Origin of the sequence: Luteibacter sp. 329MFSha, assembly GCF_900111665.1 — a bacterium.
Classification (GTDB): domain Bacteria; phylum Pseudomonadota; class Gammaproteobacteria; order Xanthomonadales; family Rhodanobacteraceae; genus Luteibacter.
The window spans coordinates 1,670,563-1,695,229 of record NZ_FOJE01000001.1 but is presented as its reverse complement, the minus strand read 5'-3'; the positions used below and the strand labels follow the sequence as shown (position 1 = coordinate 1,695,229).

Annotated in this window: 25 protein-coding genes and 6 tRNA genes; 25 read left to right on the top strand and 6 right to left on the bottom strand. The window is 67.2% G+C overall.

The genetic code is table 11. From position 1 onward, the window contains the following. Positions 1–174: 174 nt before the first annotated feature. From BMW54_RS07570 to truD, 8 genes are all read left to right on the top strand, one after another. Complete coding sequence (locus BMW54_RS07570) at positions 175–1,854, top strand: CTP synthase (RefSeq protein WP_090054299.1); 1,680 nt, start codon at positions 175–177, stop codon at positions 1,852–1,854. Between the two features lie 118 nt (positions 1,855–1,972). After that, entirely contained in the window at positions 1,973–2,356 is a 384-nt protein-coding gene (locus tag BMW54_RS07565; RefSeq protein ID WP_090054296.1) for a hypothetical protein, read from the top strand. A 10-nt stretch (positions 2,357–2,366) separates the two neighbouring features. Beyond that, positions 2,367–3,665 (top strand): phosphopyruvate hydratase, encoded by a 1,299-nt coding sequence (gene eno / locus BMW54_RS07560; protein WP_090054294.1) that lies wholly within the window; start codon positions 2,367–2,369, stop codon positions 3,663–3,665. Between the two features lie 23 nt (positions 3,666–3,688). Beyond that, a complete protein-coding gene (gene ftsB, locus BMW54_RS07555) occupies positions 3,689–4,018 on the top strand; it encodes a cell division protein FtsB (RefSeq protein ID WP_090055805.1) in 330 nt (109 codons plus the stop codon). Beyond that, entirely contained in the window at positions 4,018–4,707 is a 690-nt protein-coding gene (ispD, locus tag BMW54_RS07550) for a 2-C-methyl-D-erythritol 4-phosphate cytidylyltransferase (RefSeq protein ID WP_090054292.1), read from the top strand. The genes ftsB and ispD overlap by 1 nt, the downstream gene beginning before the upstream one ends. Beyond that, positions 4,707–5,180, top strand: coding sequence for a 2-C-methyl-D-erythritol 2,4-cyclodiphosphate synthase (gene ispF, locus BMW54_RS07545; protein WP_090054290.1), 474 nt, complete (start codon positions 4,707–4,709; stop codon positions 5,178–5,180). The genes ispD and ispF overlap by 1 nt, the downstream gene beginning before the upstream one ends. Continuing rightward, positions 5,177–6,604 (top strand): magnesium transporter, encoded by a 1,428-nt coding sequence (gene mgtE / locus BMW54_RS07540; protein WP_090054288.1) that lies wholly within the window; start codon positions 5,177–5,179, stop codon positions 6,602–6,604. Before ispF ends, mgtE begins: the two co-directional genes overlap by 4 nt. Before the next feature lie 8 nt (positions 6,605–6,612). Then, on the top strand, positions 6,613–7,629 hold the full coding sequence (gene truD / locus BMW54_RS07535) for a tRNA pseudouridine(13) synthase TruD (RefSeq protein ID WP_090054286.1): 1,017 nt from the start codon (positions 6,613–6,615) through the stop codon (positions 7,627–7,629). A 129-nt stretch (positions 7,630–7,758) separates the two neighbouring features. Here truD and BMW54_RS07530 read toward each other — a convergent pair whose 3' ends face one another. Further along, positions 7,759–8,301, bottom strand: coding sequence for a Smr/MutS family protein (locus BMW54_RS07530; RefSeq protein WP_090054283.1), 543 nt, complete (start codon positions 8,299–8,301; stop codon positions 7,759–7,761). A 166-nt stretch (positions 8,302–8,467) separates the two neighbouring features. On the opposite strand from BMW54_RS07530, the gene surE reads away from it, so the two are divergent. The 4 genes from surE to BMW54_RS07510 are packed head-to-tail and all read left to right on the top strand — an operon-like array spanning position 8,468 to position 11,601. Next, positions 8,468–9,250 (top strand): 5'/3'-nucleotidase SurE, encoded by a 783-nt coding sequence (gene surE, locus BMW54_RS07525; protein ID WP_090054281.1) that lies wholly within the window; start codon positions 8,468–8,470, stop codon positions 9,248–9,250. A gap of 4 nt (positions 9,251–9,254) precedes the next feature. Next, positions 9,255–9,935 (top strand): protein-L-isoaspartate(D-aspartate) O-methyltransferase, encoded by a 681-nt coding sequence (locus tag BMW54_RS07520; RefSeq protein ID WP_254779251.1) that lies wholly within the window; start codon positions 9,255–9,257, stop codon positions 9,933–9,935. Positions 9,936–9,964: 29 nt separating this feature from the next. After that, positions 9,965–10,573, top strand: a complete 609-nt coding sequence (locus tag BMW54_RS07515) for a YqaA family protein (protein ID WP_090054279.1) — start codon at positions 9,965–9,967, stop codon at positions 10,571–10,573. A 29-nt stretch (positions 10,574–10,602) separates the two neighbouring features. Beyond that, a complete protein-coding gene (locus BMW54_RS07510) occupies positions 10,603–11,601 on the top strand; it encodes a peptidoglycan DD-metalloendopeptidase family protein (protein ID WP_090055802.1) in 999 nt (332 codons plus the stop codon). A 13-nt stretch (positions 11,602–11,614) separates the two neighbouring features. Here BMW54_RS07510 and panE read toward each other — a convergent pair whose 3' ends face one another. Genes panE through BMW54_RS07495 form a run of 3 tightly spaced genes read right to left on the bottom strand, consistent with a single transcriptional unit; the run spans position 11,615 to position 13,237 of the window. After that, on the bottom strand, positions 11,615–12,553 hold the full coding sequence (gene panE, locus BMW54_RS07505; protein WP_090054278.1) for a 2-dehydropantoate 2-reductase: 939 nt from the start codon (positions 12,551–12,553) through the stop codon (positions 11,615–11,617). A gap of 11 nt (positions 12,554–12,564) precedes the next feature. Next, a complete protein-coding gene (locus BMW54_RS07500) occupies positions 12,565–12,936 on the bottom strand; it encodes an Mth938-like domain-containing protein (protein WP_090054276.1) in 372 nt (123 codons plus the stop codon). Between the two features lie 4 nt (positions 12,937–12,940). Next, positions 12,941–13,237 carry a YhbY family RNA-binding protein gene (locus BMW54_RS07495; protein ID WP_090054274.1) on the bottom strand — a complete coding sequence of 99 codons (297 nt, stop codon included), beginning with the start codon at positions 13,235–13,237 and terminating at the stop codon, positions 12,941–12,943. Positions 13,238–13,321: 84 nt separating this feature from the next. Here BMW54_RS07495 and rlmE point away from each other — a divergent pair, with 84 nt between their 5' ends. From rlmE to BMW54_RS07450, 9 genes are all read left to right on the top strand, one after another. Then, a complete protein-coding gene (gene rlmE, locus BMW54_RS07490) occupies positions 13,322–13,972 on the top strand; it encodes a 23S rRNA (uridine(2552)-2'-O)-methyltransferase RlmE (RefSeq protein WP_090054272.1) in 651 nt (216 codons plus the stop codon). Next, positions 13,969–15,900: an ATP-dependent zinc metalloprotease FtsH gene (gene ftsH, locus BMW54_RS07485; protein ID WP_175472802.1), complete on the top strand. Its 1,932-nt coding sequence runs from the start codon at positions 13,969–13,971 to the stop codon at positions 15,898–15,900. Before rlmE ends, ftsH begins: the two co-directional genes overlap by 4 nt. A 298-nt stretch (positions 15,901–16,198) precedes the next feature. Beyond that, positions 16,199–16,275: transfer RNA gene (locus BMW54_RS07480), tRNA-Arg, on the top strand. 139 nt (positions 16,276–16,414) lie between these two features. Further along, positions 16,415–16,491, top strand: a tRNA-Pro gene (locus BMW54_RS07475). Positions 16,492–16,515: 24 nt separating this feature from the next. Further along, positions 16,516–16,592 (top strand) — tRNA-Arg (locus BMW54_RS07470). A 14-nt stretch (positions 16,593–16,606) separates the two neighbouring features. Further along, positions 16,607–16,683 (top strand) — tRNA-His (locus tag BMW54_RS07465). Between the two features lie 21 nt (positions 16,684–16,704). After that, positions 16,705–16,780: transfer RNA gene (locus BMW54_RS07460), tRNA-Lys, on the top strand. A gap of 157 nt (positions 16,781–16,937) precedes the next feature. Then, positions 16,938–18,605, top strand: coding sequence for a phosphoethanolamine transferase (locus BMW54_RS07455; protein WP_090054270.1), 1,668 nt, complete (start codon positions 16,938–16,940; stop codon positions 18,603–18,605). A gap of 60 nt (positions 18,606–18,665) precedes the next feature. Further along, positions 18,666–18,750, top strand: a tRNA-Leu gene (locus BMW54_RS07450). A gap of 4 nt (positions 18,751–18,754) precedes the next feature. Here the strand turns inward: BMW54_RS07450 and BMW54_RS07445 are convergent. Continuing rightward, on the bottom strand, positions 18,755–18,973 hold the full coding sequence (locus BMW54_RS07445) for a hypothetical protein (RefSeq protein WP_139206063.1): 219 nt from the start codon (positions 18,971–18,973) through the stop codon (positions 18,755–18,757). A gap of 203 nt (positions 18,974–19,176) precedes the next feature. Then, the gene (locus BMW54_RS07440) at positions 19,177–20,556 is read right to left on the bottom strand and encodes an MFS transporter (protein WP_090054267.1); all 1,380 of its coding nucleotides are present in this window, start codon (positions 20,554–20,556) and stop codon (positions 19,177–19,179) included. A gap of 92 nt (positions 20,557–20,648) precedes the next feature. Between BMW54_RS07440 and soxR the strand changes: the two genes are divergently transcribed. The 4 genes from soxR (at position 20,649) to clpX (ending at position 24,632) form a co-directional block, all read left to right on the top strand. Then, the gene (gene soxR / locus BMW54_RS07435) at positions 20,649–21,083 is read left to right on the top strand and encodes a redox-sensitive transcriptional activator SoxR (protein WP_090054265.1); all 435 of its coding nucleotides are present in this window, start codon (positions 20,649–20,651) and stop codon (positions 21,081–21,083) included. A gap of 177 nt (positions 21,084–21,260) precedes the next feature. After that, positions 21,261–22,553 (top strand): trigger factor, encoded by a 1,293-nt coding sequence (gene tig / locus BMW54_RS07430; protein WP_090054263.1) that lies wholly within the window; start codon positions 21,261–21,263, stop codon positions 22,551–22,553. A 47-nt stretch (positions 22,554–22,600) separates the two neighbouring features. Further along, positions 22,601–23,233, top strand: a complete 633-nt coding sequence (clpP, locus tag BMW54_RS07425; protein WP_090054261.1) for an ATP-dependent Clp endopeptidase proteolytic subunit ClpP — start codon at positions 22,601–22,603, stop codon at positions 23,231–23,233. A gap of 103 nt (positions 23,234–23,336) precedes the next feature. After that, positions 23,337–24,632: an ATP-dependent Clp protease ATP-binding subunit ClpX gene (gene clpX, locus BMW54_RS07420; RefSeq protein WP_090054259.1), complete on the top strand. Its 1,296-nt coding sequence runs from the start codon at positions 23,337–23,339 to the stop codon at positions 24,630–24,632. Positions 24,633–24,667: the final 35 nt, after the last annotated feature.

Sequence of the window (24,667 nt, the reverse complement as noted above, 5' to 3'; positions counted from 1 at the left end):
AGGGCGCGGGCGACTTCGCGCTGGCGGTGCGCGTTCCGGACGCCTGCGGCCCCCTCGGGCGATCGTACTTGCGCCCCCGCTTCCCATCCCCCGACCCCCACGTCCACGCGCCCCGCTACTCGCGGGCCGCCGCACACTTAGGTAAAATACAAATTTCCAGCACTGGCTGCTCGCATGACTCCCCTGATTTTCGTCACCGGCGGTGTGGTGTCTTCCCTCGGGAAAGGCATCGCAGCGGCTTCGCTTGCGTCCATTCTCGAGGCGCGCGGTCTTTCCGTGACCATGATGAAGCTCGATCCGTACATCAACGTGGATCCGGGCACCATGAGTCCCTTCCAGCACGGCGAGGTGTACGTCACCGACGACGGCGCGGAGACCGACCTCGACCTCGGCCACTACGAGCGTTTCGTCCGCACGCGCCTGACGGGCAAGAATTCGATCACCGCCGGCAAGATCTACGAATCGGTGATCCGCAAGGAGCGCCGCGGCGACTACCTCGGCGCCACCGTGCAGGTGATCCCGCACATCACCGACGAGATCAAGCACTCCATCCACGAGGCCACCCGCGGCTTCGACGTCGCGCTGGTCGAGATCGGCGGCACCGTCGGCGACATCGAATCGCTGCCGTTCCTCGAGGCCATCCGTCAGCTGCGCATCGAGCACGGCCCCGAGAAGTGCATGTTCGTGCACCTCACGCTCGTGCCGTTCATCAAGGCCGCGGGCGAGATCAAGACGAAGCCGACGCAGCACTCCGTGAAGGAGCTGCGCTCGATCGGTATCCAGCCCGACGTCCTCCTGTGCCGCTGCGAAGAGCCGCTGCCCGACGGCGAGCGCCACAAGATCGCGCTGTTCACCAACGTGCCGAAGAACGCCGTCATCAGCACGGTCGACGTCGACGTCATCTACAAGCTGCCGATGTGGCTGCACGAGCAGGGCCTCGACGAGCTCGTCATCAAGCGCCTCGGCCTCGACGCCGGTCCGGCCGATCTCACGAGCTGGACGCGCACGGTCGAGGCCGTGGAGCATCCGCGCGACGAGATCACCGTCGCGATCGTCGGCAAGTACGTCGAGCACAAGGACGCCTACAAGTCGCTTGGCGAAGCGCTGCGTCACGGCGGCATCAAGCAGTCGACGCGCGTCAATCTGGAATGGGTCGATTCCGAGGACGTCGAGGCGCGCGGCGCCCGCGCGGTGCTCGGCGGCGCGGACGCGATCCTCGTGCCCGGCGGCTTCGGCAAGCGCGGCTTCGAGGGCAAGATCCTCGCCGCGCAGTTCGCCCGCGAAGCCGGCGTGCCGTATTTCGGCATCTGCTACGGCATGCACGCCGCGGTCGTTGAGTTCGCGCGGAACACCGCCGGCCTGACGCAGGCGGATTCGAGCGAGAACGACCGCAACACGCCGGATCCGGTCATCGCGCTGATCACCGAATGGACCACGGCCACGGGCGAGACCGAAGTGCGCAGCGAGCGCTCCGATCTCGGCGGCACCATGCGCCTCGGCGCGCAGGAATGCCGTCTGAAGTCCGGCACGCTGGCCCGCGAGCTCTACGGCGAGGACGTCGTGCGCGAGCGTCACCGTCACCGCTACGAGTTCAACAATCGCTACCGCCAGTCGTTCGAAGACCTCGGCCTCGTGATCTCGGGCAAGTCGATGGACGACCTGCTGGTGGAGATCGTCGAGCTGCCGCGCCAGGTCCACCCGTGGTTCCTCGGTTGCCAGGCGCATCCGGAGTTCACCTCCACGCCGCGCGAAGGCCATCCGCTGTTCATCGGCTTCGTGCGCGCCGCGCGCGAGTACAAGGCGGTCCGCGAGGGCGAGAAGCTCGCCGTCCGCTCCGAAGAGTCCGCGGCGTAAGACGCCGCACCGGGAGCGGCGTCCGATCGCTCCCGGGAACGGTATGATTGACGGGATCCGGCGCGCCTGCGCCGGCCATGCCAACGGTGGGGCCACGTGCCCCGGGGAGACGGGCTGGATGAGCGACGACAACGGGATCCACGACGCGGGCGCGGGGCGCCAGCGTGCGGCGCGTCTGCCGCAGTCGGGTCACGGCATCGCGTCGTTCGTCATCGCCATCGTCTCCGGCCTCGTCGTCGTCGCCGGCATCGGCTTTTCCGCGCTCATGATCGCGTCGGGCGAGTCGGACCAGCACCTGCCGGTGTTCGGCGTCATCGGGCTCGTCATCTGCGCCTTCCTCATCCTATCGCTCGTCGGCCTGGTGCTCGGCTTCATCGCCCTGCGCAGGCAGGATCGCCGCCGCACGTTCGGCGCGATCGGCTTCGGGCTCAACACGCTCATCCTCGTCGGGACCGCCGGCCTCGTGCTGGTCGGTACCTTCTTCAGTCATTCCAACTCGTAACGGGAACCGCATGACCACGTCCATCACCAAGATCCACGCCCGCGAAATCCTCGATTCCCGCGGCAATCCGACCCTCGAAGCCGAGGTCACCCTCGCCGACGGTTCGTTCGGCCGCGCGGCCGTTCCCAGCGGCGCCTCGACCGGCACGCGCGAGGCCGTCGAACTGCGCGACGGCGACAAGGGCCGCTACGGCGGCAAGGGCGTGACGAAGGCGGTCGCCAACGTCAACGGCGAGATCGCGAAGGCGCTCGCGGGCTACGACGCGGCCGACCAGAAGGGCCTCGACGACAAGCTCATCGCCCTCGACGGCACGGACAACAAGGGCAAGCTCGGCGCGAACGCGCTGCTCGGCGTGTCGATGGCCGCCGCGCACGCCGTGGCCGCGTCGAAGAAGCAGGCCCTGTGGCAGTACCTGATGGTCGACGGCGGCGGTTCGCTGCCGGTGCCGATGATGAACATCATCAACGGCGGCGCCCACGCGGACAACAACGTCGACGTCCAGGAGTTCATGGTGCTGCCGGTCGGCGCGCCGAGCTTCGCGGAGGCGCTGCGCTACGGCGCCGAGATCTTCCACGCGCTGAAGGCGGTGCTGAAGGACCGCGGCCTCAACACGGCGGTGGGCGACGAGGGCGGCTTCGCGCCGAACCTGAAGTCGAACGTCGAGGCGCTCGACACGATCCTCGAAGCCGTGAACAAGGCCGGCTACAAGGTCGGTAGCGACATCCTCCTCGGACTCGACGTCGCCAGTTCGGAATTCTTCAAGAACGGCAAGTACGACCTCGAAGGCGAGGGCAAGGTGTTCACGCCGGAGCAGTGGGTCGACACGCTGGCGTCGTGGGCGAAGCAGTATCCGATCGTCACGATCGAGGACGGCATGGCCGAGGGCGACTGGGACGGCTGGGCGCACCTCACGAAGGTCGTGGACGGCGGCATCCAGCTCGTCGGCGACGATCTGTTCGTGACCAATCCGAAGATCTTCCAGGAAGGCATCGACAAGAAGATCGCCAACGCCATCCTGATCAAGGTCAACCAGATCGGCACGCTGTCCGAGACGCTCGAAGCCATCGCGATGGCCCACCGCGCGAAGTACGCCGCGATCGTCTCGCACCGCTCCGGCGAAACCGAGGACACCACGATCTCCGACATCGCCGTGGCCACCACCGCGACGCAGATCAAGACCGGTTCGCTCTGCCGCACGGATCGCGTGGCCAAGTACAACCAGCTGCTGCGCATCGAGGAAGCCCTCGGCGCGAAGGCGACGTACGCCGGTCGCAACGCGTTCCCGAACCTGTCCAAGCTGCCTGGCTGAGCCTTGTCTTGAGCAACGCGGCCATCCTGCGCTGGATCGGACTGATCCTCGTCGTCGTCCTCATCGCGCTGCAGCTGAAGCTGTGGGTCGGCGGTGGGGGCGTCGCCGAGGTCGAATCGCTGCGTGCCTCGGTCGCGAAACAGACCGAGGAGAACGAGGGGCTGCAGAAGCGTAACCAGGCGCTCGCCGCCGACGTCGAAGACCTCAAGCACGGCGAACAGGCGACGGAAGCGCGCGCGCGTCAGGAGCTGGGGCTCGTGAAACCGGGCGAAACGTTCTATCAGGTGGTGGAGCCGGGCGCCGCGACGAGCGCGCCGCCGCCTCCGCCGCCCGTCACCGCCGGCGACCAGTGATGGACGCGCTCTGGTGTGTGATTCCGGCCGCCGGTCGCGGCGTCCGGGCCGGCGGCGACCGGCCGAAGCAATACCAGCCGATCGGCGGCAAGCCGATGATCCGGCACACGCTCGAGCGACTGGCGGCCCATCCGCGCATCGCCGGGATCGTCGTCGCGCTGGCGGCGGGCGATACCGCGTTCGAGGGCGTCGAGGCGGTCGGCGGCAAACCGCTGCGCACCGCGACCGGGGGCGGCGAACGCAGCGACTCCGTGCTGGCCGGGCTGCTGGCGCTGCCCGCGTCCGTGCCCGACGAGGCATTCGTCCTGGTGCACGACGCCGCGCGTCCGTGCGTGCGCGCGGCCGACATCACGCGATTGATCGAGGACGCCTCGCAGCGTGACGGCGGCCTGCTGGGAGCGCCCTTGCGCGACACGCTCAAGCGCGCCGACGCGGGCTGTCACAGCGTCGCCACCGAACCGCGCGAAGGTCGCTGGCGGGCCTTCACGCCGCAGATGTTCCGGCGTGGCGAGCTGACCCGTGCACTCCGCCTTGCCGCCGGCGCGGGTATCGTGGTGAGCGACGAGGCGATGGCCATGGAGCGGGCGGGCATCGCGCCGCTCCTGGTGGAAGGATCGGAAGACAACATCAAGGTCACGACGCCGGCGGATTTCGCGCTGGCGGAATTCCTGCTGGAGAGGACACGGTAATGCGCATCGGCCAGGGATTCGACGTCCACGCGTTCGGCGAAGGCGACCACGTCATGCTGGGCGGCGTGCGCGTGCCGCACGGGCAGGGCGTGCTGGCGCACTCGGACGGTGACGTCGTGCTGCACGCGCTCTGCGACGCGCTGCTCGGCGCGCTCGCGCTCGGCGACATCGGCAAGCACTTTCCCCCGTCGGACGAGAAGTGGCGCGGTGCCGACAGCCGCGTGTTCGTGCGCGAGGTCGCCGCCATGCTGGCGGAGCGCGGTTACGAGCTCGGCAACGCCGACATCACGGTGATCTGCGAGGCGCCGAAGGTCGGCCCGCACGCGCATGCCATGCGCACGATCGTCGCCGACGACCTCGGTGTGGACATCGACCGCATCAGCATCAAGGCCACCACCACCGAGACGCTCGGCTTCACGGGGCGCCGCGAAGGCATCGCGGCGCTCGCGACGGTGCTGGTGCTGCGCGCATGAGCGAGAACGAACCGCGGGCCTCGACGCCACGCCTGCACGACAGGCTCGAGGCCATCACGGAGTTGCTGCGCCGTCGTGAAGGCCTGCTCGAGTTCGCGGGCGGTGCGCCGGACGGCGACGACGCCGCGCTCGAAGCCACCGACGCGGAGCTCCAGGCGCGCCTCGACGAACTGCATCCCGCGGACCTCGCCGACGTCCTCGAATCGCTGCCGCTCGAAGATCGACTCGCGGTCTGGCAGCGCGTGCGCTCCGATCGCGACGGCGAGATCCTCCTCGAAGTCTCGGACTCCGTCCGCGAATCGCTGATCGCGGACATGGACGACCGCGAGATCCTCGCGGCGGTCGAGCCGCTGGACGCGGACGAACTCGCCGATCTCGTCGACGACCTGCCGACCGAGGTGCTGCCGGAACTGATGGCGAGCCTCGACGCGACGGAACGCGAACGCGTGCAGGCCGCGATGTCCTACGAGGACGACCAGGTCGGCGCGCTGATGGACTTCGACATGGTCACCATCCGCGAGGACATCAGCCTCGAAGTGGTGCTGCGCTACCTGCGCCGGTTCGAGGAACTTCCCGCGCAGACGGACAAGCTCTTCGTGGTCAATGCCGAGAGCGTGCTGACGGGCGTGCTTCCGCTGCACTGGCTGCTGGTCAATTCGCCAGAGAAGATGGTCCACGAGATCATGGCGCCGGACGTGAACACGTTCCGGCCCGAGGATGACGCGTACGACGTGGCGCAGGCATTCGAACGTTACGACCTCGTCACGGCGCCGGTCGTCGACTCGCAGCAGCGCCTCATCGGGCGTATCGCGGTGGACGCGATGCTCGATTTCATCCGCGAGGAAAGCGAGACCGAGGCGCTGTCGCGTGGCGGTCTGCGCGAGGAAGAAGACATCTTCGCCTCCGTGTGGAAGTCGGTGCGCAACCGCTGGGCGTGGCTGGCGATCAACCTCGTCACCGCGTTCATCGCCTCGCGCGTGATCGGCCTGTTCGAGCACTCGATCGAGAAGCTGGTGGCGCTCGCCGCGCTGATGCCGATCGTCGCGGGTATCGGCGGCAATTCGGGCAACCAGACCATCACCATGATCGTGCGCGCGATGGCGCTCGAACAGGTCGGCGTGTCGCAGGCCAAACGCCTGTGGCGCAAGGAGTTGGGCGTCTCCCTCGTCAACGGCATCGTCTGGGGTGGCGCGATCGGCATCGTCGCGTGGCTGCTCTACGGCAGCGTGTCGCTCGGCCTCGTGATGACCGCCGCGATGACGCTGAACCTTCTGCTGGCCGCGTTCATGGGCGTCGGTATCCCGATGCTGATGGTCAAGCTCGGCCGCGATCCCGCGCTTGGCTCCAGCGTGCTCATCACCGCCATGACCGATAGCGGCGGTTTCTTCATCTTCCTCGGTCTCGCCACGCTGTTCCTGCTGTAGGTCTATCCATGAGCGACAACGAACTTCCCTTCGCTTTCGGCGCGCCACCGCTGAAAGGCCGCCTGCGTTCGACGCCCGACGATTTCTTCGTCGAAGAGGTGTCGGGCTACGAGGCCGACGGCACGGGCGAGCATGCCTTCCTCGTGGTGGAGAAGCGCGGGGCGAACACGGAGTGGGTGGCTCGCGAGCTGGCGAAGTTCGCCGGCGTCCAGGCGATGAATGTCGGCTACGCCGGCATGAAGGACCGGCACGCCGTGACCCGGCAGGTGTTCACCGTGCACCTGCCCGGCAAGGCGGATCCGGACTGGTCCGCGTTCCCGGCCGAGGGTGTGACGATCCTTTCGTCGGCGCGTCATTCGCGCAAGATCAAACGCGGCGCGCTGCGCGGCAACCGCTTCGTGCTGGTGCTGCGCGAGGTGGAAGGCGACCGCGACGAAGCGGAAGGTCGTCTGGCGGCTATCGCGGCGCGTGGCGTGCCGAATTATTTCGGCGAGCAGCGGTTCGGCCTGGGCGGGAACAACGTCGCGCAGGCGAAGGCCATGTTCGCCGGCCGCCGCGTCGATCGCGACAAGCGCTCAATCCTGCTCTCCGCGGCGCGGTCCCACATCTTCAACGGCGTGCTGGCCGAGCGTGTCGCGGCGGGGCGGTGGGATTCGCCGATGGACGGCGAGATCTGGTCGCTGGAAGGTTCCCGCTCGTGGTTCGGTCCGGAAGCGTTCGACGTGACGCTCGCCGAGCGTCTCGCCCGTTTCGACATCCATCCGTCGGGACCGTTGTGGGGCAGCGGCGATACGCCGGCAGGTGGCGCGGCTGGTGAACTGGAACGCGCGGTCGCCGCTCGCGACGAGGATCTCGCGAAAGGCCTCGCCGGGGCGCGCATGGACCAGGAGCGCAGGGCGCTGCGCCTGCGTCCGCGCGACCTCGCCTGGCGCTGGCTCGACAACGGTGCGCTCGAAGTCGCGTTCGGTCTGCCGGCGGGCGCGTACGCCACGACTGTGCTGCGCGAGGTCGCCGCGACCCTCTAGCGCCTGTCGCCGATACGATCGGCTCCCACTCCTTCGGTAGCCAGGTCGATACGAAGGGTGGGAGCCGATCGTATCGGCGATCCCGCGAAAGCGGGCCCGAAGCCGGTGATGCCGTTCCTCCTGGAGCACTCACCCCTTCAGCAACACCACCACAGCGCCGGTGCCGCCCTGCATCGGTCGCGCCGACGCGAACGCCACGACATCGTCGCGACGCCGCAGCAGTCGATCGGTCAGCCCCTTCAACACCGGCCCCGCCGCCTTCGAGCGGAGTCCCTTGCCGTGGATGATCCGTACGCAGCGGAGGCCGTCGTGGCGGCACTCCGCCAGGAACTCCGCGATCGTCAGTTGCGCGGCGGCCGCATTCATCTGATGGAGATCGACGTCGGCCTGGATGCTGAACTGGCCACGCTTGAGCTGCTTGAGGAGTTTTGGTGGGTACCCGTCGCGCAGGAACGACAGTTCCTCGCCGACCTCGAGATCCGCCGGATCGTAGTCGAAGAGCATCGATTCGGCGGGCACGGCCGCTTCGTCGGCGTCGCGCATGTGCGGATGAGGCTCGGGCCGCGGCCGCTCCGGCGGCGCGTGGCTCGTCGTCACCGGACGTACGTCGCCGATCGCCTCGCGGAAGAGCCGGCTATCGTCCTCGTGGATTTTCGGCGGGCGTCGCGTCATGAGCGTGATCCTACGGGATGCGCCGGATCGGCGTAACGGTGTCCCGGGTCGCGATGGCCGCGAGACGTGGTCGTCGTGAATCCCGTGGGCCGGTCCGGTAGACTTGGGCGGTCGGGCGGTTCCCTCACGATGGGACCGCCGCACCCGTTTTTCGATCTGGATCAGCATGCAAGTTCTGGTTAGCAACGACGACGGCGTGGAGGCTCCTGGCATCCAGGTGCTGGCCGAGCGTCTGGCCGAGTTCGGTACGGTGACCGTGGTCGCCCCCGATCGCGATCGTTCCGGCGCGAGCAACTCGCTTACCCTCGACGCGCCGATCCGCGTGAAACGTCTCGACAACGGCGCGTACCGCGTCGCCGGTACGCCGACGGACTGCGTCCATCTCGCGCTGTCCGGGCTGCTCGATCACGACACCGACATCGTGGTCTCGGGTATCAACAGCGTCTCCAATCTGGGGGACGACGTCATCTATTCCGGCACGGTGTCCGCCGCGATGGAAGGGCGCTTCCTCGGCCTGCCGGCCATCGCCGTCTCGCTCGTGACGCGCGAGGATTCGGGCCGTCATTACGCTTCGGCCGCCAGCGCCGTGCTGATGCTGATGCGCCGCCTGATCGTCGATCCGCTGCCGGCCGACACGATCCTCAACGTCAACGTGCCCGATCTTCCGTGGGGCGAGATTCGCGGCTTCGAGGTCACGCGCCTCGGCAAGCGCCATCGTTCCGCGCCGGCCATCCGCGCGCACGACCCACGCGGCCGCGAGATGTGGTGGATCGGGCCGCCGGGCGAGATCGACGACGACGGCCCGGGTACCGATTTCGACGCGGTGCGCCGCGGCTACGTCTCGGTGACCCCGATCCACACCGACCTCACGCGCGTGCAGGCGCTGGAGAAGGTCGGCAGCTGGATGCTTTCGTTGACCCCCGGCATGGGCAACGAGGAGGCCGCCTGACGTGGTGAACCTCCATGCGCTTCCACCATCGGCGCTGCGCGGCGAAGGCATGACCTCGCAGCGCGCGCGCGACCGCCTCGTGGCGCGGCTCGCCGAGGAGGGCATCCGCGACGAGCGCGTGCTCGAGGTCATCCGCCAGTTGCCGCGCCACCACTTCATCGACCAGGCGCTGCATTCGCGCGCCTACGAGAACACCGCGTTGCCGATCGGCCACGGCCAGACGATCTCCCAGCCATGGATCGTCGCGCGCATGACCGAAGCCCTGATCGAGCACGGCGTGCCCGAACGGGTGCTGGAGATCGGCACCGGTTCCGGTTACCAGGCCGCCGTGCTGGCGGGCGTCGTCCCGACGGTCTACACCGTCGAGCGCATCGAGGAACTCCTGCGCCAGGCACGTCGCCGCTTCCGTCAGCTCGGCATCGAGAACCTCCGCTCGCGTCACGACGACGGCAAGCTGGGCTGGGAATCGGATGCGCCCTTCGACGGGATCATCCTCACCGCCGCGGGCGACCGCGTCCCGGCGAAGCTACTCGACCAGCTGAAGCCCGGGGGCGTGCTCGTGGCGCCCGTCGGCAGTCCCAGCCAGCAGGTGCTCATCCGCCTGCGCAAGGAGGCCAACGGCGAGGTGCTGCGCGAAGACCTTGGCGCCGTGAGTTTCGTCCCGCTACTCGGCGGCATCGGCTGATGCCGTCCCCTCATAAGGAAAACCGCTGAATGCGGCTGTTCGCTTCGCTCTACGAGCGCGCCATCACCTGGGCACGCCATCGCCATGCGGTGCGCTATCTCGCCGGCCTTTCCTTCGTCGAAGCCTTCATCTTTCCGGTGATGCCGGAGGTGATGCTGGCGCCGATGATGCTCGCCGAGCCGCGCAAGGCGTTCCGTTTCGCCAACTGGAGCCTGCTATTTTCGCTGCTGGGCTCCGTGGTCGGTTACGCGCTGGGGCATTTCGCCTTCGAGGCGCTGAAGCCGTTGCTCGACTCGCTGCACCTGCTCGCGCCGATCCTGAAGGGCGTGGAGAACCTGCAGAAAGACATGCAGGCGCATGCGCTCGGCCTGTACATCGTCCTCGCGATGGCCGCGCTCCAGCCTGTCGTGCCGATGAAGTTCGTCACCTGGGCCGCCGGCATCGTCGGCGTGCCGCTGCTGCCGTTCCTGCTGTGCATGCTCATCGGCCGTGGCAAGCGCGTCTGGCTGCTGGCGCTGCTGGTGCGCATCTTCGGTGAACGCGCGGAGCAGATGCTGCGCAAACACATCGAATGGATAGGGTGGGCTGTTATCGTAGCCATCGTCCTGCTGGCCGCCTGGTGGTTCCTGTTGCGATGAGTGACCGTGAAAGGAGATCCGCGATGCTCATGACCCGAGCGCTGCCGCTGGCCGCCACCCTGGCGGCCGTCCTCGTCCTGAGCGGTTGCGGCATCGAGCGCAGTTCCGTCGTGGTGACCCGAAGCCCGGGGTCGTATCAACCGGCCCGCGCCGCCACGCCGCCGCCCCCACCGGGCGGCAGCTATCGCGTCAGCAAGGGCGATACGCTCTACAGCATCGCCTTCCGCAACAAGGTCGACTTCCGCGACCTCGCCAGCTGGAACGGCATCGCCTCGCCTTACACGATCTGGCCCGGCCAGGAGCTGCGTCTGTCGCCGCCGGGCCGCGCGTCGCACGCGGCGACGCCGGCACCGGTCGTGGCCGCGACGCCGCCTCCGTCAGCTACGCCTGCGCCCCATGCGGCGCCACCGCCAGCCGGCGCGCAGCCGGGCTTCGCGCCCGTGACCGAGGCGGAGAGCGCACCGCCGCCGGCCGTCGTGTCGGCTCCCGCGCCGGCGACCACCACGAACACGCCCGTCGTCGTCGCCGGCAAGCCGGCCGAATCGGTGGTCCCGCCGCCGCCCGCGCCCTCGGCGCCCGCGACGCAGCCGCCTCCGCCGGTCGAGAATCCGCCGGCGTCCACGCCGATCGTCGCCAGTGGCGCCACGCGTAGCGCGGGTGGCATCACCTGGCGCTGGCCGGCCGATGGTGCGCTCATCAAGAAGTTCTCGTCGGGCGACGCGATCCCCGGCATCGAGGTCGGCGGCAAGGCGGGCGATCCGATCCGCGCCGCGGCAGATGGCGTCGTGGTGTACAGCGGCAACGGTCTCGTCGGCTACGGCGAACTCGTGATCATCAAGCACAGCGACAGCTTCCTCTCCGCGTACGGGCACAACCGCAAGCGCCTGGTAAAGGAAGGCGAGAAGGTGAAGGCCGGTCAGACGGTGGCCGAGATGGGCTCGTCCGGGGCCACCCGCGACGAACTCCAGTTCCAGATCCGTCGCGACGGCAACCCGGTCGATCCGCTGCAATACCTGCCGCCGAAATAACCCGGCGGGCGACTCAGAGCCCGCCGCGGGCCTTGCGCGCCTCGTAGGCCTGCAGGTGCGTCAGCGCGACCTGCAACAGGGGCGCAGGCACGTCGGCGTCGCGCGCGCGGCGGAGCATGTCGCCGACGATGTGGTCGCCTTCGATGCGCTGGCCCGATTCCAGGTCGCGCAGCATCGACGCCGTGAGCGGCGAGCCTTCCTGGGTCAGCGTCTTCCAGGCGAACGAACGCGCCTTGTCGGGTACTGGATGGCCGCAGGCGCGAGCCACGCCGAGGCACTCCTCGTACATGCGCTCGACGAGCAGCCGGCCGTCGTCGGTGGCGATGATGTCGCCGACGCTGCCGCGGAACAGGCAAGTTGCCCCCGCCAGGGTGGCGAGGAAGGTGAACTTGGCCCAGAGGTCGCGGTGGATGTCCTCGGCGTGCGTGTGGTCGATCCGTGCGCTGGCGAGCGTCGCCGCGATGGCGTCGCAGCGTCCGCCGTGCGTGGCGCCGTCGCGTTCGCCGAAGGTGATCGAGGCGCCGTTGCCGTAATGGACGATCTCGCCGTCCGGGCCCTTGCCCGCACTGATCACGCACATGCCGCCGATGATGCGGTCGGGTCCGAAGCGGCGGTCGAGCGAGGGGTAGTGCGCCAGACCATTGAGGATCGGAAGGATGGCGGTGCCGTCGCCCACGGCCGGATCGATCGCTTCGATCGCGGAGTGCAGGTCGTAGGCCTTGCACGAGAGGAGGACGAGGTCGAAGGACCCGGCATCCCCGACGGTGTCCGCGGTGACGTGCTTCACGCGCAGGTTCGCGTCGCCGAACGGGCTGCGGATCACCAGTCCCTTGTCGTCCAGCGTGCGCGCGCGTTCCGGGCGGACGAGGAACGTCGTGTCGATACCCGCCTCGGCAAGTCGTCCGCCGAAGTAACCACCGGTTCCGCCGGCGCCGAGGACGAGGATGCGCATGGAGAGGTATCTCAGGGCAGGATGAAGGCCGCCAGGACCTTCCGGCCCTCCGCGGCCAGGAGGCTGTAGGTGCGGGCGGCCGAGCCGTTGGTCATGGCTTCGATGCCGATGCCGCGGCGCAGGAACGCAGCCATGACCTCGGCCGGCGGGAAGACCTGGCGCTCACCGGTGCCCAGCAGCACGACCTCGGGCTTCAGGGCCGCGATGGTCTCGACGTCGGTCAGGCTTAGCTGGGCGGCGTCGGTGACCGGCCAGTCCTCGACCACCTCGTTCGGCGTGACCAGCAGGCTCTTGTGGAAGTCGCGGTCGACGATCGTGACCGTCGACGGCCCGACCCGCCGCACGAAGAGGTACTCGCCCTGGTGCTCGAACGAGAGATCCATGGGCTCAGCGGGGCAGGGCGAGCTTCGGGTCCTGCTCGTTCCGGCGGAACAGGACGACGATGTGGCCGATTTCCTGGACGTTTTCGGCGCCCGTCTGGCCGGTGAGGAAGGCGATCTGCGCCTGGCGCTCGTCCTTGTCGCCCCCGGAGAGCTTCACCTTGACGAGCTCGTGGATGTCCAGGGCCTGGCCCAGTTCCTTGGCCACGGCCTCGGTGGCGCCCTTGTTGCCGAGGAGGATCACCGGGCGAAGGTCGTGGGCGAGGCTGCGCAGGTAACGGCGCTGTGTAGGGGAGAGCGACATTGCGTTCAGGTTCGATGTGCGGCTGACAGGCGGCAAAGGGTATCATCAACGGCCGGCACCTTACTTATCGATGGTCGAAAGCCCATGGCACGCAGCAAGAGCAGTTCCCGTTGGCTGCGGGAGCATTTCGACGATCCCTACGTCAAGAAGGCCCAGGCGGAGGGCATGCGCTCCCGCGCCGTCTTCAAGCTGGAGGAGCTGATCGACCGCGACCGGCTGCTGAAGCCCGGCATGACGATCGTCGACCTCGGCGCCGCCCCCGGCGGCTGGTCCCAGCTGGCCCGCCAGCGGCTCGGCGACACCGGCAAGGTGATCGCCCTGGACATCCTCCCCATGGCCAGCCTCGCCGGCGTGGAATTCATGCAGGGCGACTTCCGCGAAGAATCGGTGCTTCGAGAGCTCGAAGCGATGCTCGGAGGCCAGAAGGTCGATCTTGTCCTGTCGGACATGGCCCCCAATATGTCCGGTGTGGCACTCGCCGACCAGATCCGCGCCATGGACCTTTGCGACCTGGCCCGTCAGTTCAGCCTCGACTGGCTGAAGCCGGGCGGGTCGTTCCTGGTGAAACTGTTCCAGGGGGCGGGGTTCGACGAGTACCTGAAGAACTTGCGCGCGGACTTCAGTCGCGTGACGATGCGTAAACCGAAGGCCTCCCGCGCCCGTTCGCGAGAGGTCTATGCGCTGGCGACCGGCCTGAAGTCCGCGTCCCGGCAACCTGGCGAGAACCGCGCATGAACGAGATGGCAAAAAACCTGTTGCTCTGGCTGATCATCGCGGTGGTCCTGCTGACCGTGTTCCAGACCTTCAACCCGCATAGCGGCTCGTCGCAGGACATGTCCTACACGACCTTCGCGCAGCAGGTGGACAACGGCAACGTCGCGAGCGGCACGATCACCTCGACGGCACCGCCCACGATCACCGGCAAGCTGAAGGACGGCGGCTCCTATCGCACCGTGGTGCCGGTGGTGGGCCTGTCCACGAGCGACCTGGTCAAGCAGATGCGCGACAAGGGCGTCGAGCTTCGCCAGGAGCCCGCCGACAACGGCTTCTCGCTGCTGGGCCTCGTCTTCAACTGGCTGCCCATCATCATCTTCGTGGCGGTGCTGATCTGGTTCATGCGCCAGATGCAGGCGGGCTCCGGCGGCCGCGGCGCCATGAGCTTCGGTCGCTCGCGCGCCAAGCTGCAGGGCGAAGACCAGGTCAAGGTCAATTTCACGGACGTCGCCGGCTGCGACGAAGCCAAGGAAGAGGTCGGCGAGCTCGTCGAATTCCTCCGCGATCCCGGCAAGTTCCAGAAGCTGGGAGGCAAGATTCCGCGCGGCGTGCTGATGGTCGGCCCGCCCGGTACCGGCAAGACCCTGCTCGCCAAAGCGATCGCGGGCGAGGCCAAGGTGCCGTTCTTCTCGATCTCCGGTTCCGACTTCGTCGAGATGTTCGTGGGCGTCGGCGCGAGCCGCGTGCGCGACATGTTCGAGCAGGCGAAGAAGCACGCGCCCTGCATCATCTTCATCGACGAGATCGACGCCGTCGGCCGTCATCGCGGCGCCGGCATGGGCGGCGGTCACGACGAGCGCGAGCAGACGCTCAACCAGCTGCTCGTCGAGATGGACGGTTTCGAAGGCACCGAGGGCATCATCGTCATCGCGGCGACGAACCGTCCCGACGTGCTCGACCCCGCGCTCTTGCGCCCGGGCCGTTTCGACCGCCAGGTCGTGGTCGGCCTGCCGGACGTGAAGGGCCGTGAGCAGATCCTCAAGGTGCACATGCGCAAGGTGCCCACCGCGACGGACGTCGAACCGATGACGATCGCGCGCGGCACGCCCGGCTTCTCGGGTGCCGACCTGGCGAACCTCGTGAACGAGGCCGCGTTGTTCGCCGCGCGTGAGAACGCCCGCGAAGTGCGCATGAGCCACCTCGACCGTGCGCGCGACAAGATCCTGATGGGCACCGAGCGCCGCTCGATGGCCATGAACGACGAAGAGAAGCGGCTGACGGCGTATCACGAGGCGGGCCACGCGATCATCGGCCGCCTGGTGCCGGAACACGACCCCGTCTACAAGGTCACCATCATCCCGCGCGGCCGCGCGCTGGGCGTGACGATGTACCTGCCCGAGGGCGACCGTTACAGCATGAACAAGGTCGCCATCGAATCGCAGCTGTGCTCGCTGTACGGCGGTCGCGTGGCGGAAGAACTGATCTTCGGTCACGACAAGGTCACGACGGGCGCCTCGAACGACATCGAGCGCGCCACGAAGATGGCCCGCAACATGGCCACCAAGTGGGGCCTGTCCGACGAACTGGGTCCGGTCACGTACGGCGAGGAGGAAGACGAGGTCTTCATCGGCCGCTCCGTGACGCAGCACAAGAGCGTCTCCAACGAGACGGCGCGCAAGATCGACGAAGTGGTGCGCACGATCCTCGATCGCGCTTACGCGCGCAGCAAGGACCTGCTCACCACCAACATCGACAAGCTGCACGTGATGGCCGACGCGCTGCTGCAGTACGAAACGATCGACGCACGCCAGATCGACGACATCATGAACGGTCGCGAGCCGGGACCGCCGGCCGACTGGCAGAAGCCGGGTCCGACCCCGCCGCCGCCCCCGCGCGGTGACGCCGGCTCCGCGCCGGACAAGGTCGGTAAGCCGGCCACGCAGCTGTAAACGGGAAGGGCGGCCACGGGCCGCCCTTCTTCGTTACGGGGGCGAGCTCGCCTCAACCCGGTGGGAGCCGATCGCATCGGCGATACCGCGACAGCGGGCACGCTCGCGATGACCTCGAGGCAATCGCGAGCATCCGAATCGATCCATTCGGACGGCTATTCGCAACGCTTGTTACATCCGCGAAAAAAAAAGTTTCAGAAAAGTGTTGACGCACACCCTCGATATCTGAATAATTCCGCTTCTCGGCACGGCGCTAGCGCTTCACGGCATTAGTCACCGGGTCAAAGGTTTAAAGTGTGCGCCCGTAGCTCAGTTGGATAGAGTACCAGGCTACGAACTTGGTGGTCGGGAGTTCGAATCTCTCCGGGCGCACCATCTTTAAGCAAGGCCGCGGCGGTAACGCTTCGGTCGCGGTAGTTGAAAGTGTGGTGTGTTCATACGGATTGACGGGCTTGAGTTTGACCCGTAACATTTGAAGGCTACACCCCGGTAAATCGGGATGGTGCTTGAAGTTCGGGGTATAGCTCAGTCTGGTAGAGCGCCAGCTTTGGGAGCTGGATGTCGGGGGTTCGAATCCCTCTGCCCCGACCAATTGGCGTTCTACGTACAGTGCCTGCGCCTGTAGCTCAACCGGATAGAGCATCGGCCTTCTAAGCCGACGGTTGCAGGTTCGATTCCTGTCGGGCGCGCCAGATGGTGTTTTATGGTGGGCGTAGCTCAGCTGGTTAGAGTACCGGATTGTGATTCCGGATGTCGTGGGTTCGAGTCCCATCGTCCACCCCACTTACAACGCAAGTTTCAAACGGGCCGTTAGCTCAGTTGGTAGAGCAGTTGACTCTTAATCAATTGGTCGTAAGTTCGAATCTTACACGGCCCACCAATTCGAAGGCGCTCAGGGAAACCTGAGCGCCTTTTCTTTTTGAGGCGGATACGCACGGGCGCAGGACAGTTCCCGGAAAGGCGTGCGAGCCCATGATGGCCCCTTGATTCCACGCCTTTGACCTGCCCGCGAACGCGCCGGGCGAACGAGTTGCCCGATGTCGATCCACACCCATTCGCCCGTCCTGTCGGCAGGGCGAAGCCGTATGCGCGCCGCGCGGCGCGGCGTGCCCGCCTGGGCGCTCGGGGCCATCGTGGCCCTCTACATGCTCACGGTGCTCAACCGGGAGCTGTGGACGCAGGTCCATGACGCGCTGGCCGCATCGCGCGGCACCCCAGGATTCTGGCTGCTGAGTGTGACCGTTTGCTGTCGGCTCGTCGGGAACCTGGTGCTGACCCTCGCCCTGGTGACGTGGCCGCGCATCGGCAAGCCCATCCTCGCGTTGCTCATCCTCGTCGCGGCCGCGAGCGCTTACTACGCCGACGCGTTCGGCGTGCACCTCAACGAAGAAATCATCCAGAGCATCTTCGAGACGCAGCGCGCGGAAGCGCTCGCGCTGGTCACGTTCGGCTCCGTCGGCTGGATGCTCGCGTTCGGCGTGCTGCCGGCGGTGCTCGTCCTCCTTGTGCCGGTGCGTTTTCCGCCGATGTGGCGCAGCCTCGGTCAGCGTGTCGCCATCGTGCTTGGCGCCGCGTTGCTGATGGTGGTGCCGTCGATGCTGGCCGGCCGCAACTACGTGTACTTCGAGCGCAACCATCGCGCGTTGTACGAAGTGTTCAATCCGTATGCGGCGCTCAGCGGCACCTTTCATTACCTGCAGCGCGACGTCTTCCGTCCGAAGCGCAGCATGACGCCGATCGGCACCGACGCGACGCTCGCGCCGCAGACCGGCGACCGCAAGCGCGTCGTCGTGCTCGTGGTGGGCGAGACGGCGAGGGCGGAGAATCAGTCGCTGCAGGGATACGGGCGCGAGACGAATCCGGAGATGAAGCGCGCCGGCGCCATTTATTTCAGCGATACCTGGTCGTGCGGCACGGCGACGACGATCTCGGTGCCCTGCATGTTCTCGGACATGACGCGTGCGAAGTTCGACAAGCCGGTCGCCAAATCGCACTGGAACGCGCTGGACGTGCTCCAGCACGCCGGCGTCGACGTCTTCTGGCGCGACAACGACGAAGGCTGCAAGGACGTGTGCGCTCGCGTACCGAACGACGACCTCACCAACGCCAGGGTCGCGGGCCTGTGCGACGCCGAGGGCTGCTTCGACGATGTCCTCTTGACCGACCTTCCGGCACGCCTCGCCCGCATGCGCTCGCCGGCACTGCTGGTGCTGCACCTGAAGGGCAGTCATGGTCCGGATTACTTTCAGCGCTATCCGGCGGCGTTCAATGTGTTCGGCCCTGGCTGCGATACGGGCGAGGTCCAGACCTGCACGTACGCGCAGGCGGTGGCGAGCTACGACAACACGATCCTCTACACGGATCACATCCTCGGGCGCGTCGTGGACACCCTCAAGGCGGTGCCCGACGTCGACAGCGCGATGATGTACCTCTCCGACCACGGCGAATCGCTCGGCGAGCACGACATCTACCTGCACGGCGCGGACTGGGACACGGCGCCCAGCCAGCAGAAGCATGTGCCGATGCTGATGTGGCTTTCTCCCGGCTGGGTGCGCGACAGCGCCGTGCGCCTGGACTGCATGGAGCGGCGCCGCACCCAGCCCGCGAGCCAGGACAATCTGTTCCACACGTTGCTGGGCTTCTTCGACGTGAGGACGACGCTCTACAAGCCGGATCTGGATCTTCTGGCGGGTTGCCGGGCCTGACGCTGCCGCCAGCCGGCGCAGTGGACCGGTGCGGCCCACGCGCCTAGAATGGCGCGGCGCGCGAGAGTGGCGGAATTGGTAGACGCACCAGATTTAGGTTCTGACGGGGCAACCCGTGCGGGTTCGAGTCCCGCCTCTCGCACCATCCCTTACGAATCCGCGTAAAAGAAAAGCTTGACGATGATGGCGGTGGCGGCGCCGACGGCGCTGACGATGATCGCGCCGAAGGCGACGACCGGGTAGTAACGGGACTCTGCCTGAATCTTCGCGGTTTCGGCGCCGATTTTCATCGTCTCGGCCATGGTCTTCGAAATGTTCGCGCGGATCTCATCGATGTCGTCGGCATTCATTGCTCGCGTCTCTTCCATGTGTTCGCTCCTAGCCTACCAACCCTTTCCAGCGGTTGCACCGCAGGCAAACTGCGTGGCGCGCTAGTTTAGCGATGCAAGGCTGTCGGTCCGATGCCATGCCGCCCTGGCATGTGTGCGCGCATGTGTGTTGATTCGGAGTCAGGGGCATCCTTGGTTCTGGAGCACCATCGCGAAACACGCGGGCCCGAGGTCGACGGCGCTCAGGTGACCGCGCGCCGCGCCACCACGGTGCCGAGCACCGCGAGCAGCACGGTGATCGCGAAGTTCGCGGCGAAGGCCGCGGTGTGCGATGTCGTGAGCAGCGCGGCGAACAACGAGCCGCCGATGGCGAGCGTGGTCGCGACCATCAGCGATTCGCACAGCTGCAACGCCGAACTGTTCCTGCCCTGTTCGTGTTCCTCCGACATCGACAGCGCGAGCACCGCGACGGTGCCGTAGAGCATGCCCATGCCGAGACCGGTCAGCAGCCATCCCGCGACGGAAGCGATCACCGGCATCCACGCGAACGTGCAGAGCGCGGCGATCGTGCTGCCGATCACCATGAGCGCCGTGCCGCGCACGAGCAGCGTCCGCCGCGATACCTTCGCGTAGTGCCCCTGGTACCAGGAGCCGGAGAACCAGCCGATCGCGCCGACGCTGATCGCGACGCCCGCCCACATCGGCGAGAGGCCGTGCTGAGTCGAGAACGCGAGGGGCAGGAAGGCCTCCGTGCCGAAGAACGCGGACGCGGCGACACCTCGCAGCGCGACGACGGCCGGAAGCCCGCGCGCGGCGCGAAGCGTACCGGCCGGCAGAAGACGACGGCCGCAGAAAAGGAGCAGGGCCAGGGCCGGCAAGAGAATGGCCGCGACGCGCCACCCCTGTTCCTGGCCCGCGACGAAGAGCAGGCAGGCGCCGACCGCCGCCCCGATCGAGTACCCCATGCGGCCGGGTGCGTCCACGGCCGCGCCCTCCGGGGACGCGAGCGATCGCAGCGCACCGCGCAGGGCGACCGCGGCCGGCACCGCGAGAAGCGGCACGCCCAGGAATACCCAGCGCCAGCCGACGTGCTCGACGATCGCGCCGCTGACGGCAGGGCCGATCAGGGCAGGGACGACCCATCCCGCGGAGAAGGCTGCGAAGACCTTCGGCCGCAGTGCGTCCGGATATAGGCGCCCGACGATGACGTACAGCGCGGGCGAGAGACAGCCGGCGCCGAGGCCCTGGACCAGCCGGCCGATGAGCAGCGTCGGCATGTCGCGGGCGAAGCCGGCGATGAGCAGCCCGATCACGAAGCCGGCCAACCCCGTCCACATCGCGGGCGCCGGCCCCTTCCTGTCGCTCCAGCGGCCGGACAGGGTCATGCCGATCACGCTCGTCGCGAGGACGCCGCCGAACGCGAGTGCGTAGGCGCGCAGGCCGTCGAGCTCACGGGCGACGGTCGGCATGGCCGTCGTCACCGCCAGCGCCTCGAAGGCGATCAGAGAGATCAACGCGACCATGCCGACCGTCGCGGCCCGGTAGGGAGGCGAGAGGATGCCCGGAGCGCGGGCGGCACCGGCGTTGGCGAGGAGGTCTGGATCGGACGTGCCCACGTTCATTCGGGTTCCTTGGGGGAGGGGGAGTCTCGCACGGTTGCCCATCGACTCCGGAAGGGGCACGATGCAACCTCAACTAATGTTCAGGTCAAGCGATGAGGGAATTCAGCGTGGGCGAGGTGGCGAAGCGCGCCGGGGTCTCGGTGTCCGCTCTCCATTTCTATGAGCGCAAGGGGTTGATCCGCAGTCTCAGGACGGCCGGGAACCAGCGACGCTACGCGGCGGATGTGCTCCGCCGGATCGCGGTCATCCGGGTCGCCCAGCGCGTCGGCATGCCGCTGGAATCGGTCCGTCAGGCGCTCGCATGCCTGCCGGACCAGCGCACGCCCTCGGTGGAGGACTGGGCCACGATGTCCGCCGCCTGGCGTGCGGAGCTGGAGGAGCGGATCGCCCAGCTGACCGAACTGAGGGACCGGCTGACCGGTTGCATCGGCTGCGGCTGCCTGTCCCTCAAGGCCTGCGCCCTCGCCAATCCGGAAGATCGGCTGGCGGTCGAAGGGGCCGGTCCGAGGCGCCTGGCACCCGGCTGAGGCAGGTTGCGGCGGCGTGAAGGCAAAACGTAGAATGGGCAGTCATTTGCGGGGTTTTTCACCGCCGGGAGGCAGGTCGCGGCCATCGCCCCGGCCGATGCGGTGGAGCCCTTGTGTTCGGTTACGGCGACGGATGGTCGCCATCGCGCCACGTCCGTGGTGGTTTCAGGAGAGGTCATGCAGGTTTCGGTTGAGAATGTCGGCAAGCTCGGGCGCAAGCTCACGGTGAAGTTCCCGGCTGAGCGTCTGGAGACGCAGGTCAGCGAGCGCATCGCGGAAATGGGCCGCACGGTGCGCCTGAAGGGCTTCCGTCCGGGCAAGGTGCCCACCAACGTGATCAAGCAGCGCTTCGGCGCGCAGGTCCGTGGCGAAGCCCTGTCGGACCTGATCGGCAGCACGCTGCGCGAGGCCTTCACGCAGGAGAAGCTCCAGCCGATCGCCAACCCGTCCGTCGACACCACGGGCAACGCCGAGAACGGCGAGATCGCCTACACGGCCACCTTCGAGGTGATGCCGGAATTCCCGGCGATCGACGTCGCCGCCCTCGAGATCTCCCGTCCGAAGGCCGAAGTGACCGACGCCGACATCGACAAGATGATCGAGACCCTGCGCACGCAGCGTCGCAGCTTCGACGAAGTCAGCCGCGCCTCGAAGGAAGGCGACTTCGTGATGTTCGAATACTCCGCCGAGGCGGGTGACTACCGCTTCCCGGCCGAAGGCCTCGAGCGCGCCGGTAGCGTGCTGGGTTCGGGCACCCTGTTCAAGGCGCTCGACGACGCCCTGACCGGCCGCACCGCGGGTGACGACCTGGTCCAGGACGTCGCCTTCCCGGAAGACTTCCGCAACCCGGACCTCGCCGGCAAGACCGCGAAGGTCACCCTGAAGATCGTGAAGGTGCAGGAGCCGAACCTGCCGGCCGTCGACGCCGACTTCGTGAAGATGTTCGGTGTCGCCGACGGCGACATCGAGACCTTCCGCAAGGAAGTCCGCGCCAACCTCGAGCGCGAGCTCAAGGCGACCGTGATGGCCCGCCTGAAGTCCGAAGTGGCCGAAAAGCTGGCCGGCGCCTTCCCGGACCTCGACGTGCCGGAACTCATGGCCAACGCCGAGGCCCAGAGCCTCGCCGCCGGCAACCTCCCGCGCGGCCAGCAGCCGTCGCCGGAGATGGTGGCCGAGGCCCTGCCGTTCGCGCGCAAGCGCGTGATCGCCGCGCTCCTGATGGGCGAGATCGCCCGCAAGAACGAGCTCCGGCTGGACCGCAAGCGCACCGGCGACATGCTGGCGGCGATTGCCTCCACCTATGAAGAGCCGGAAAAGGTCATTGAACTGTATAACAGCGACCCCCAACTGATGCAGGGACTGCAGAACCGCGTGATGGAAGACCAGGTGGCGGAGTGGGTGGCCGACAACGCCAAGACCACGGACCAGAACCTGAGCTTCGACGAAGTGATGCGGCCGATCGGCGCCTGAGCGCCGTTCGCTGGCAATAACCGGGCCCCACACGAAGGAGAGACCCCATGTCCATGGCTCCGATCCAGAACCTCAACCTGGTGCCCATCGTCGTCGAACAGACCTCGCGTGGCGAGCGTTCGTACGATATCTACTCGCGCCTCCTCAAGGAGCGCGTGATCTTCGCCGTCGGCCCGGTCGACGATTACATGGCCAATGTGATCGTCGCCCAGCTGCTGTTCCTCGAGTCGGAGAACCCGGACAAGGACATCAGCCTGTACATCAACAGCCCCGGTGGTTCCGTCACCGCGGGCATGGCGATCTACGACACGATGCAGTTCGTGAAGCCGGACGTCAGCACGATGTGCATCGGCCAGGCGGCCTCGATGGGCGCGCTCCTGCTCGCCGCGGGCGCGGCCGGCAAGCGTTACTCGCTGCCGCATTCGCGCATCATGATCCATCAGCCGTGGGCAGGCGGTATTTCCGGCCAGGCGACGGACATCGAGATCCACGCGCGCGAGATCCTCACCATGCGTGAGCGTCTCAACGCGATCCTCGCCCACCACAGCGGCAAGACGGTGGAAGAGATCGCCCGCGACACCGAGCGCGACCGCTTCATGAGCGGCGCGGAAGCCCAGGCCTATGGCCTGATCGACTCGGTGCTCGACAAGCGTCTGGTCGATACCGTCCGTTCAGCTTGATTGTACTTTTCGCTTGTGAAAACCGGCACTTCGCCCCTCATTCCCGGGGCGGAGCGCTGTGCTATTCTCAAAGCGCACCTGGATTCTCAGTAGGGCCCAAAGCATGAGCGACGAGCGGCAGAGCCGTTCCAACGACGGCGGCAAGATTCTTTACTGCTCTTTCTGCGGCAAGAGCCAGCATGAAGTGCGAAAGCTGATCGCAGGCCCCAGCGTGTTCATCTGCGATGAGTGCGTTGAACTGTGCAACGACATCATCCGCGAGGAACTGGAAGAAAAGGCGGCCTCCGGTCGCACGCACCTTCCGAAGCCGCGCGAGATCATGGAAGCCCTCGATCAGTACGTGGTCGGCCAGACGCGCGCCAAGAAGGCGCTCTCCGTCGCGGTCTACAACCACTACAAGCGCATGGAATCGCGCCAGAAGAACGACGAGGTCGAACTCGGCAAGTCGAACATCCTCCTGATCGGTCCGACCGGTTCGGGCAAGACGCTCCTGGCCGAGACGCTGGCGCGCCTGCTCAACGTGCCGTTCACGATCGCGGATGCCACCACGCTGACCGAAGCCGGTTACGTGGGCGAGGACGTCGAGAACATCATCCAGAAGCTTCTGCAGAAGTGCGACTACGACGTCGAAAAGGCGCAGAGCGGCATCGTGTACATCGATGAAATCGACAAGATCTCGCGCAAGAGCGAGAACCCGTCGATCACCCGCGACGTGTCCGGCGAAGGCGTGCAGCAGGCGCTTCTGAAGCTGATCGAAGGCACGCTGGCGTCCGTGCCGCCGCAGGGCGGTCGCAAGCACCCGCAGCAGGAATTCCTGCAGGTCGACACGCGAAACATCCTGTTCATCTGCGGCGGCGCGTTCGCGGGCCTCGACAAGGTGATCCAGCAGCGTTCGGAGACCACGGGCATCGGCTTCAAGGCCGAAGTCCGCTCGAAGGAGCGCACGGAGAACGTCGGCAAGACGCTTTCGGAAGTCGAGCCCGCCGATCTGGTCCGTTTCGGCCTGATTCCGGAGTTCGTCGGCCGTCTGCCGGTGGTCGCCACGCTCGACGAGCTCGACGAGGCCGCCCTGGTGCAGATCCTCACCGAGCCGAAGAACGCGGTCACCAAGCAGTTCCGCAAGCTCTTCGACATGGAAGGCGCCGAGCTGGAGTTCCGTCCGGAAGCGTTGTCCGCCATCGCCCGTCGCGCGCTCAAGCGCAAGACCGGCGCGCGCGGCCTGCGCACGATCCTGGAGCAGGTGCTGCTCGACACGATGTTCGAACTGCCCTCGCTGGAGCATGTCAGCAAGGTCGTGGTCGACGACGCCGTGATCGACGGTCAGGCTGAGCCTTACCTTATCTACCGCGGCAACCTGCAGCAGCAGCGCATCGCGGGCGAGGGTGGCGACGCGGCCTGATCGCGTCGTCCAAGGCCCCTTATGGCGGCCCCGGC

Coding starts and splice junctions, on each gene's coding strand:
- surE (WP_090054281.1), top strand. CDS start 8,468: ATGCAAGTTCTGGTTAGCAACGACGACGGCGTGGAGGCTCCTGGCATC.
- clpP (WP_090054261.1), top strand. CDS start 22,601: ATGTCCATGGCTCCGATCCAGAACCTCAACCTGGTGCCCATCGTCGTC.
- clpX (WP_090054259.1), top strand. CDS start 23,337: ATGAGCGACGAGCGGCAGAGCCGTTCCAACGACGGCGGCAAGATTCTT.
- BMW54_RS07530 (WP_090054283.1), bottom strand. CDS start 8,301: ATGACGCGACGCCCGCCGAAAATCCACGAGGACGATAGCCGGCTCTTC.
- ispD (WP_090054292.1), top strand. CDS start 4,018: ATGGACGCGCTCTGGTGTGTGATTCCGGCCGCCGGTCGCGGCGTCCGG.
- BMW54_RS07440 (WP_090054267.1), bottom strand. CDS start 20,556: ATGAACGTGGGCACGTCCGATCCAGACCTCCTCGCCAACGCCGGTGCC.
- truD (WP_090054286.1), top strand. CDS start 6,613: ATGAGCGACAACGAACTTCCCTTCGCTTTCGGCGCGCCACCGCTGAAA.
- BMW54_RS07500 (WP_090054276.1), bottom strand. CDS start 12,936: ATGGATCTCTCGTTCGAGCACCAGGGCGAGTACCTCTTCGTGCGGCGG.
- BMW54_RS07495 (WP_090054274.1), bottom strand. CDS start 13,237: ATGTCGCTCTCCCCTACACAGCGCCGTTACCTGCGCAGCCTCGCCCAC.
- soxR (WP_090054265.1), top strand. CDS start 20,649: ATGAGGGAATTCAGCGTGGGCGAGGTGGCGAAGCGCGCCGGGGTCTCG.
- rlmE (WP_090054272.1), top strand. CDS start 13,322: ATGGCACGCAGCAAGAGCAGTTCCCGTTGGCTGCGGGAGCATTTCGAC.
- BMW54_RS07455 (WP_090054270.1), top strand. CDS start 16,938: ATGTCGATCCACACCCATTCGCCCGTCCTGTCGGCAGGGCGAAGCCGT.
- BMW54_RS07570 (WP_090054299.1), top strand. CDS start 175: ATGACTCCCCTGATTTTCGTCACCGGCGGTGTGGTGTCTTCCCTCGGG.
- BMW54_RS07565 (WP_090054296.1), top strand. CDS start 1,973: ATGAGCGACGACAACGGGATCCACGACGCGGGCGCGGGGCGCCAGCGT.
- eno (WP_090054294.1), top strand. CDS start 2,367: ATGACCACGTCCATCACCAAGATCCACGCCCGCGAAATCCTCGATTCC.
- BMW54_RS07515 (WP_090054279.1), top strand. CDS start 9,965: ATGCGGCTGTTCGCTTCGCTCTACGAGCGCGCCATCACCTGGGCACGC.
- BMW54_RS07510 (WP_090055802.1), top strand. CDS start 10,603: ATGACCCGAGCGCTGCCGCTGGCCGCCACCCTGGCGGCCGTCCTCGTC.
- BMW54_RS07445 (WP_139206063.1), bottom strand. CDS start 18,973: ATGGAAGAGACGCGAGCAATGAATGCCGACGACATCGATGAGATCCGC.
- ftsH (WP_175472802.1), top strand. CDS start 13,969: ATGAACGAGATGGCAAAAAACCTGTTGCTCTGGCTGATCATCGCGGTG.
- panE (WP_090054278.1), bottom strand. CDS start 12,553: ATGCGCATCCTCGTCCTCGGCGCCGGCGGAACCGGTGGTTACTTCGGC.
- ispF (WP_090054290.1), top strand. CDS start 4,707: ATGCGCATCGGCCAGGGATTCGACGTCCACGCGTTCGGCGAAGGCGAC.
- mgtE (WP_090054288.1), top strand. CDS start 5,177: ATGAGCGAGAACGAACCGCGGGCCTCGACGCCACGCCTGCACGACAGG.
- tig (WP_090054263.1), top strand. CDS start 21,261: ATGCAGGTTTCGGTTGAGAATGTCGGCAAGCTCGGGCGCAAGCTCACG.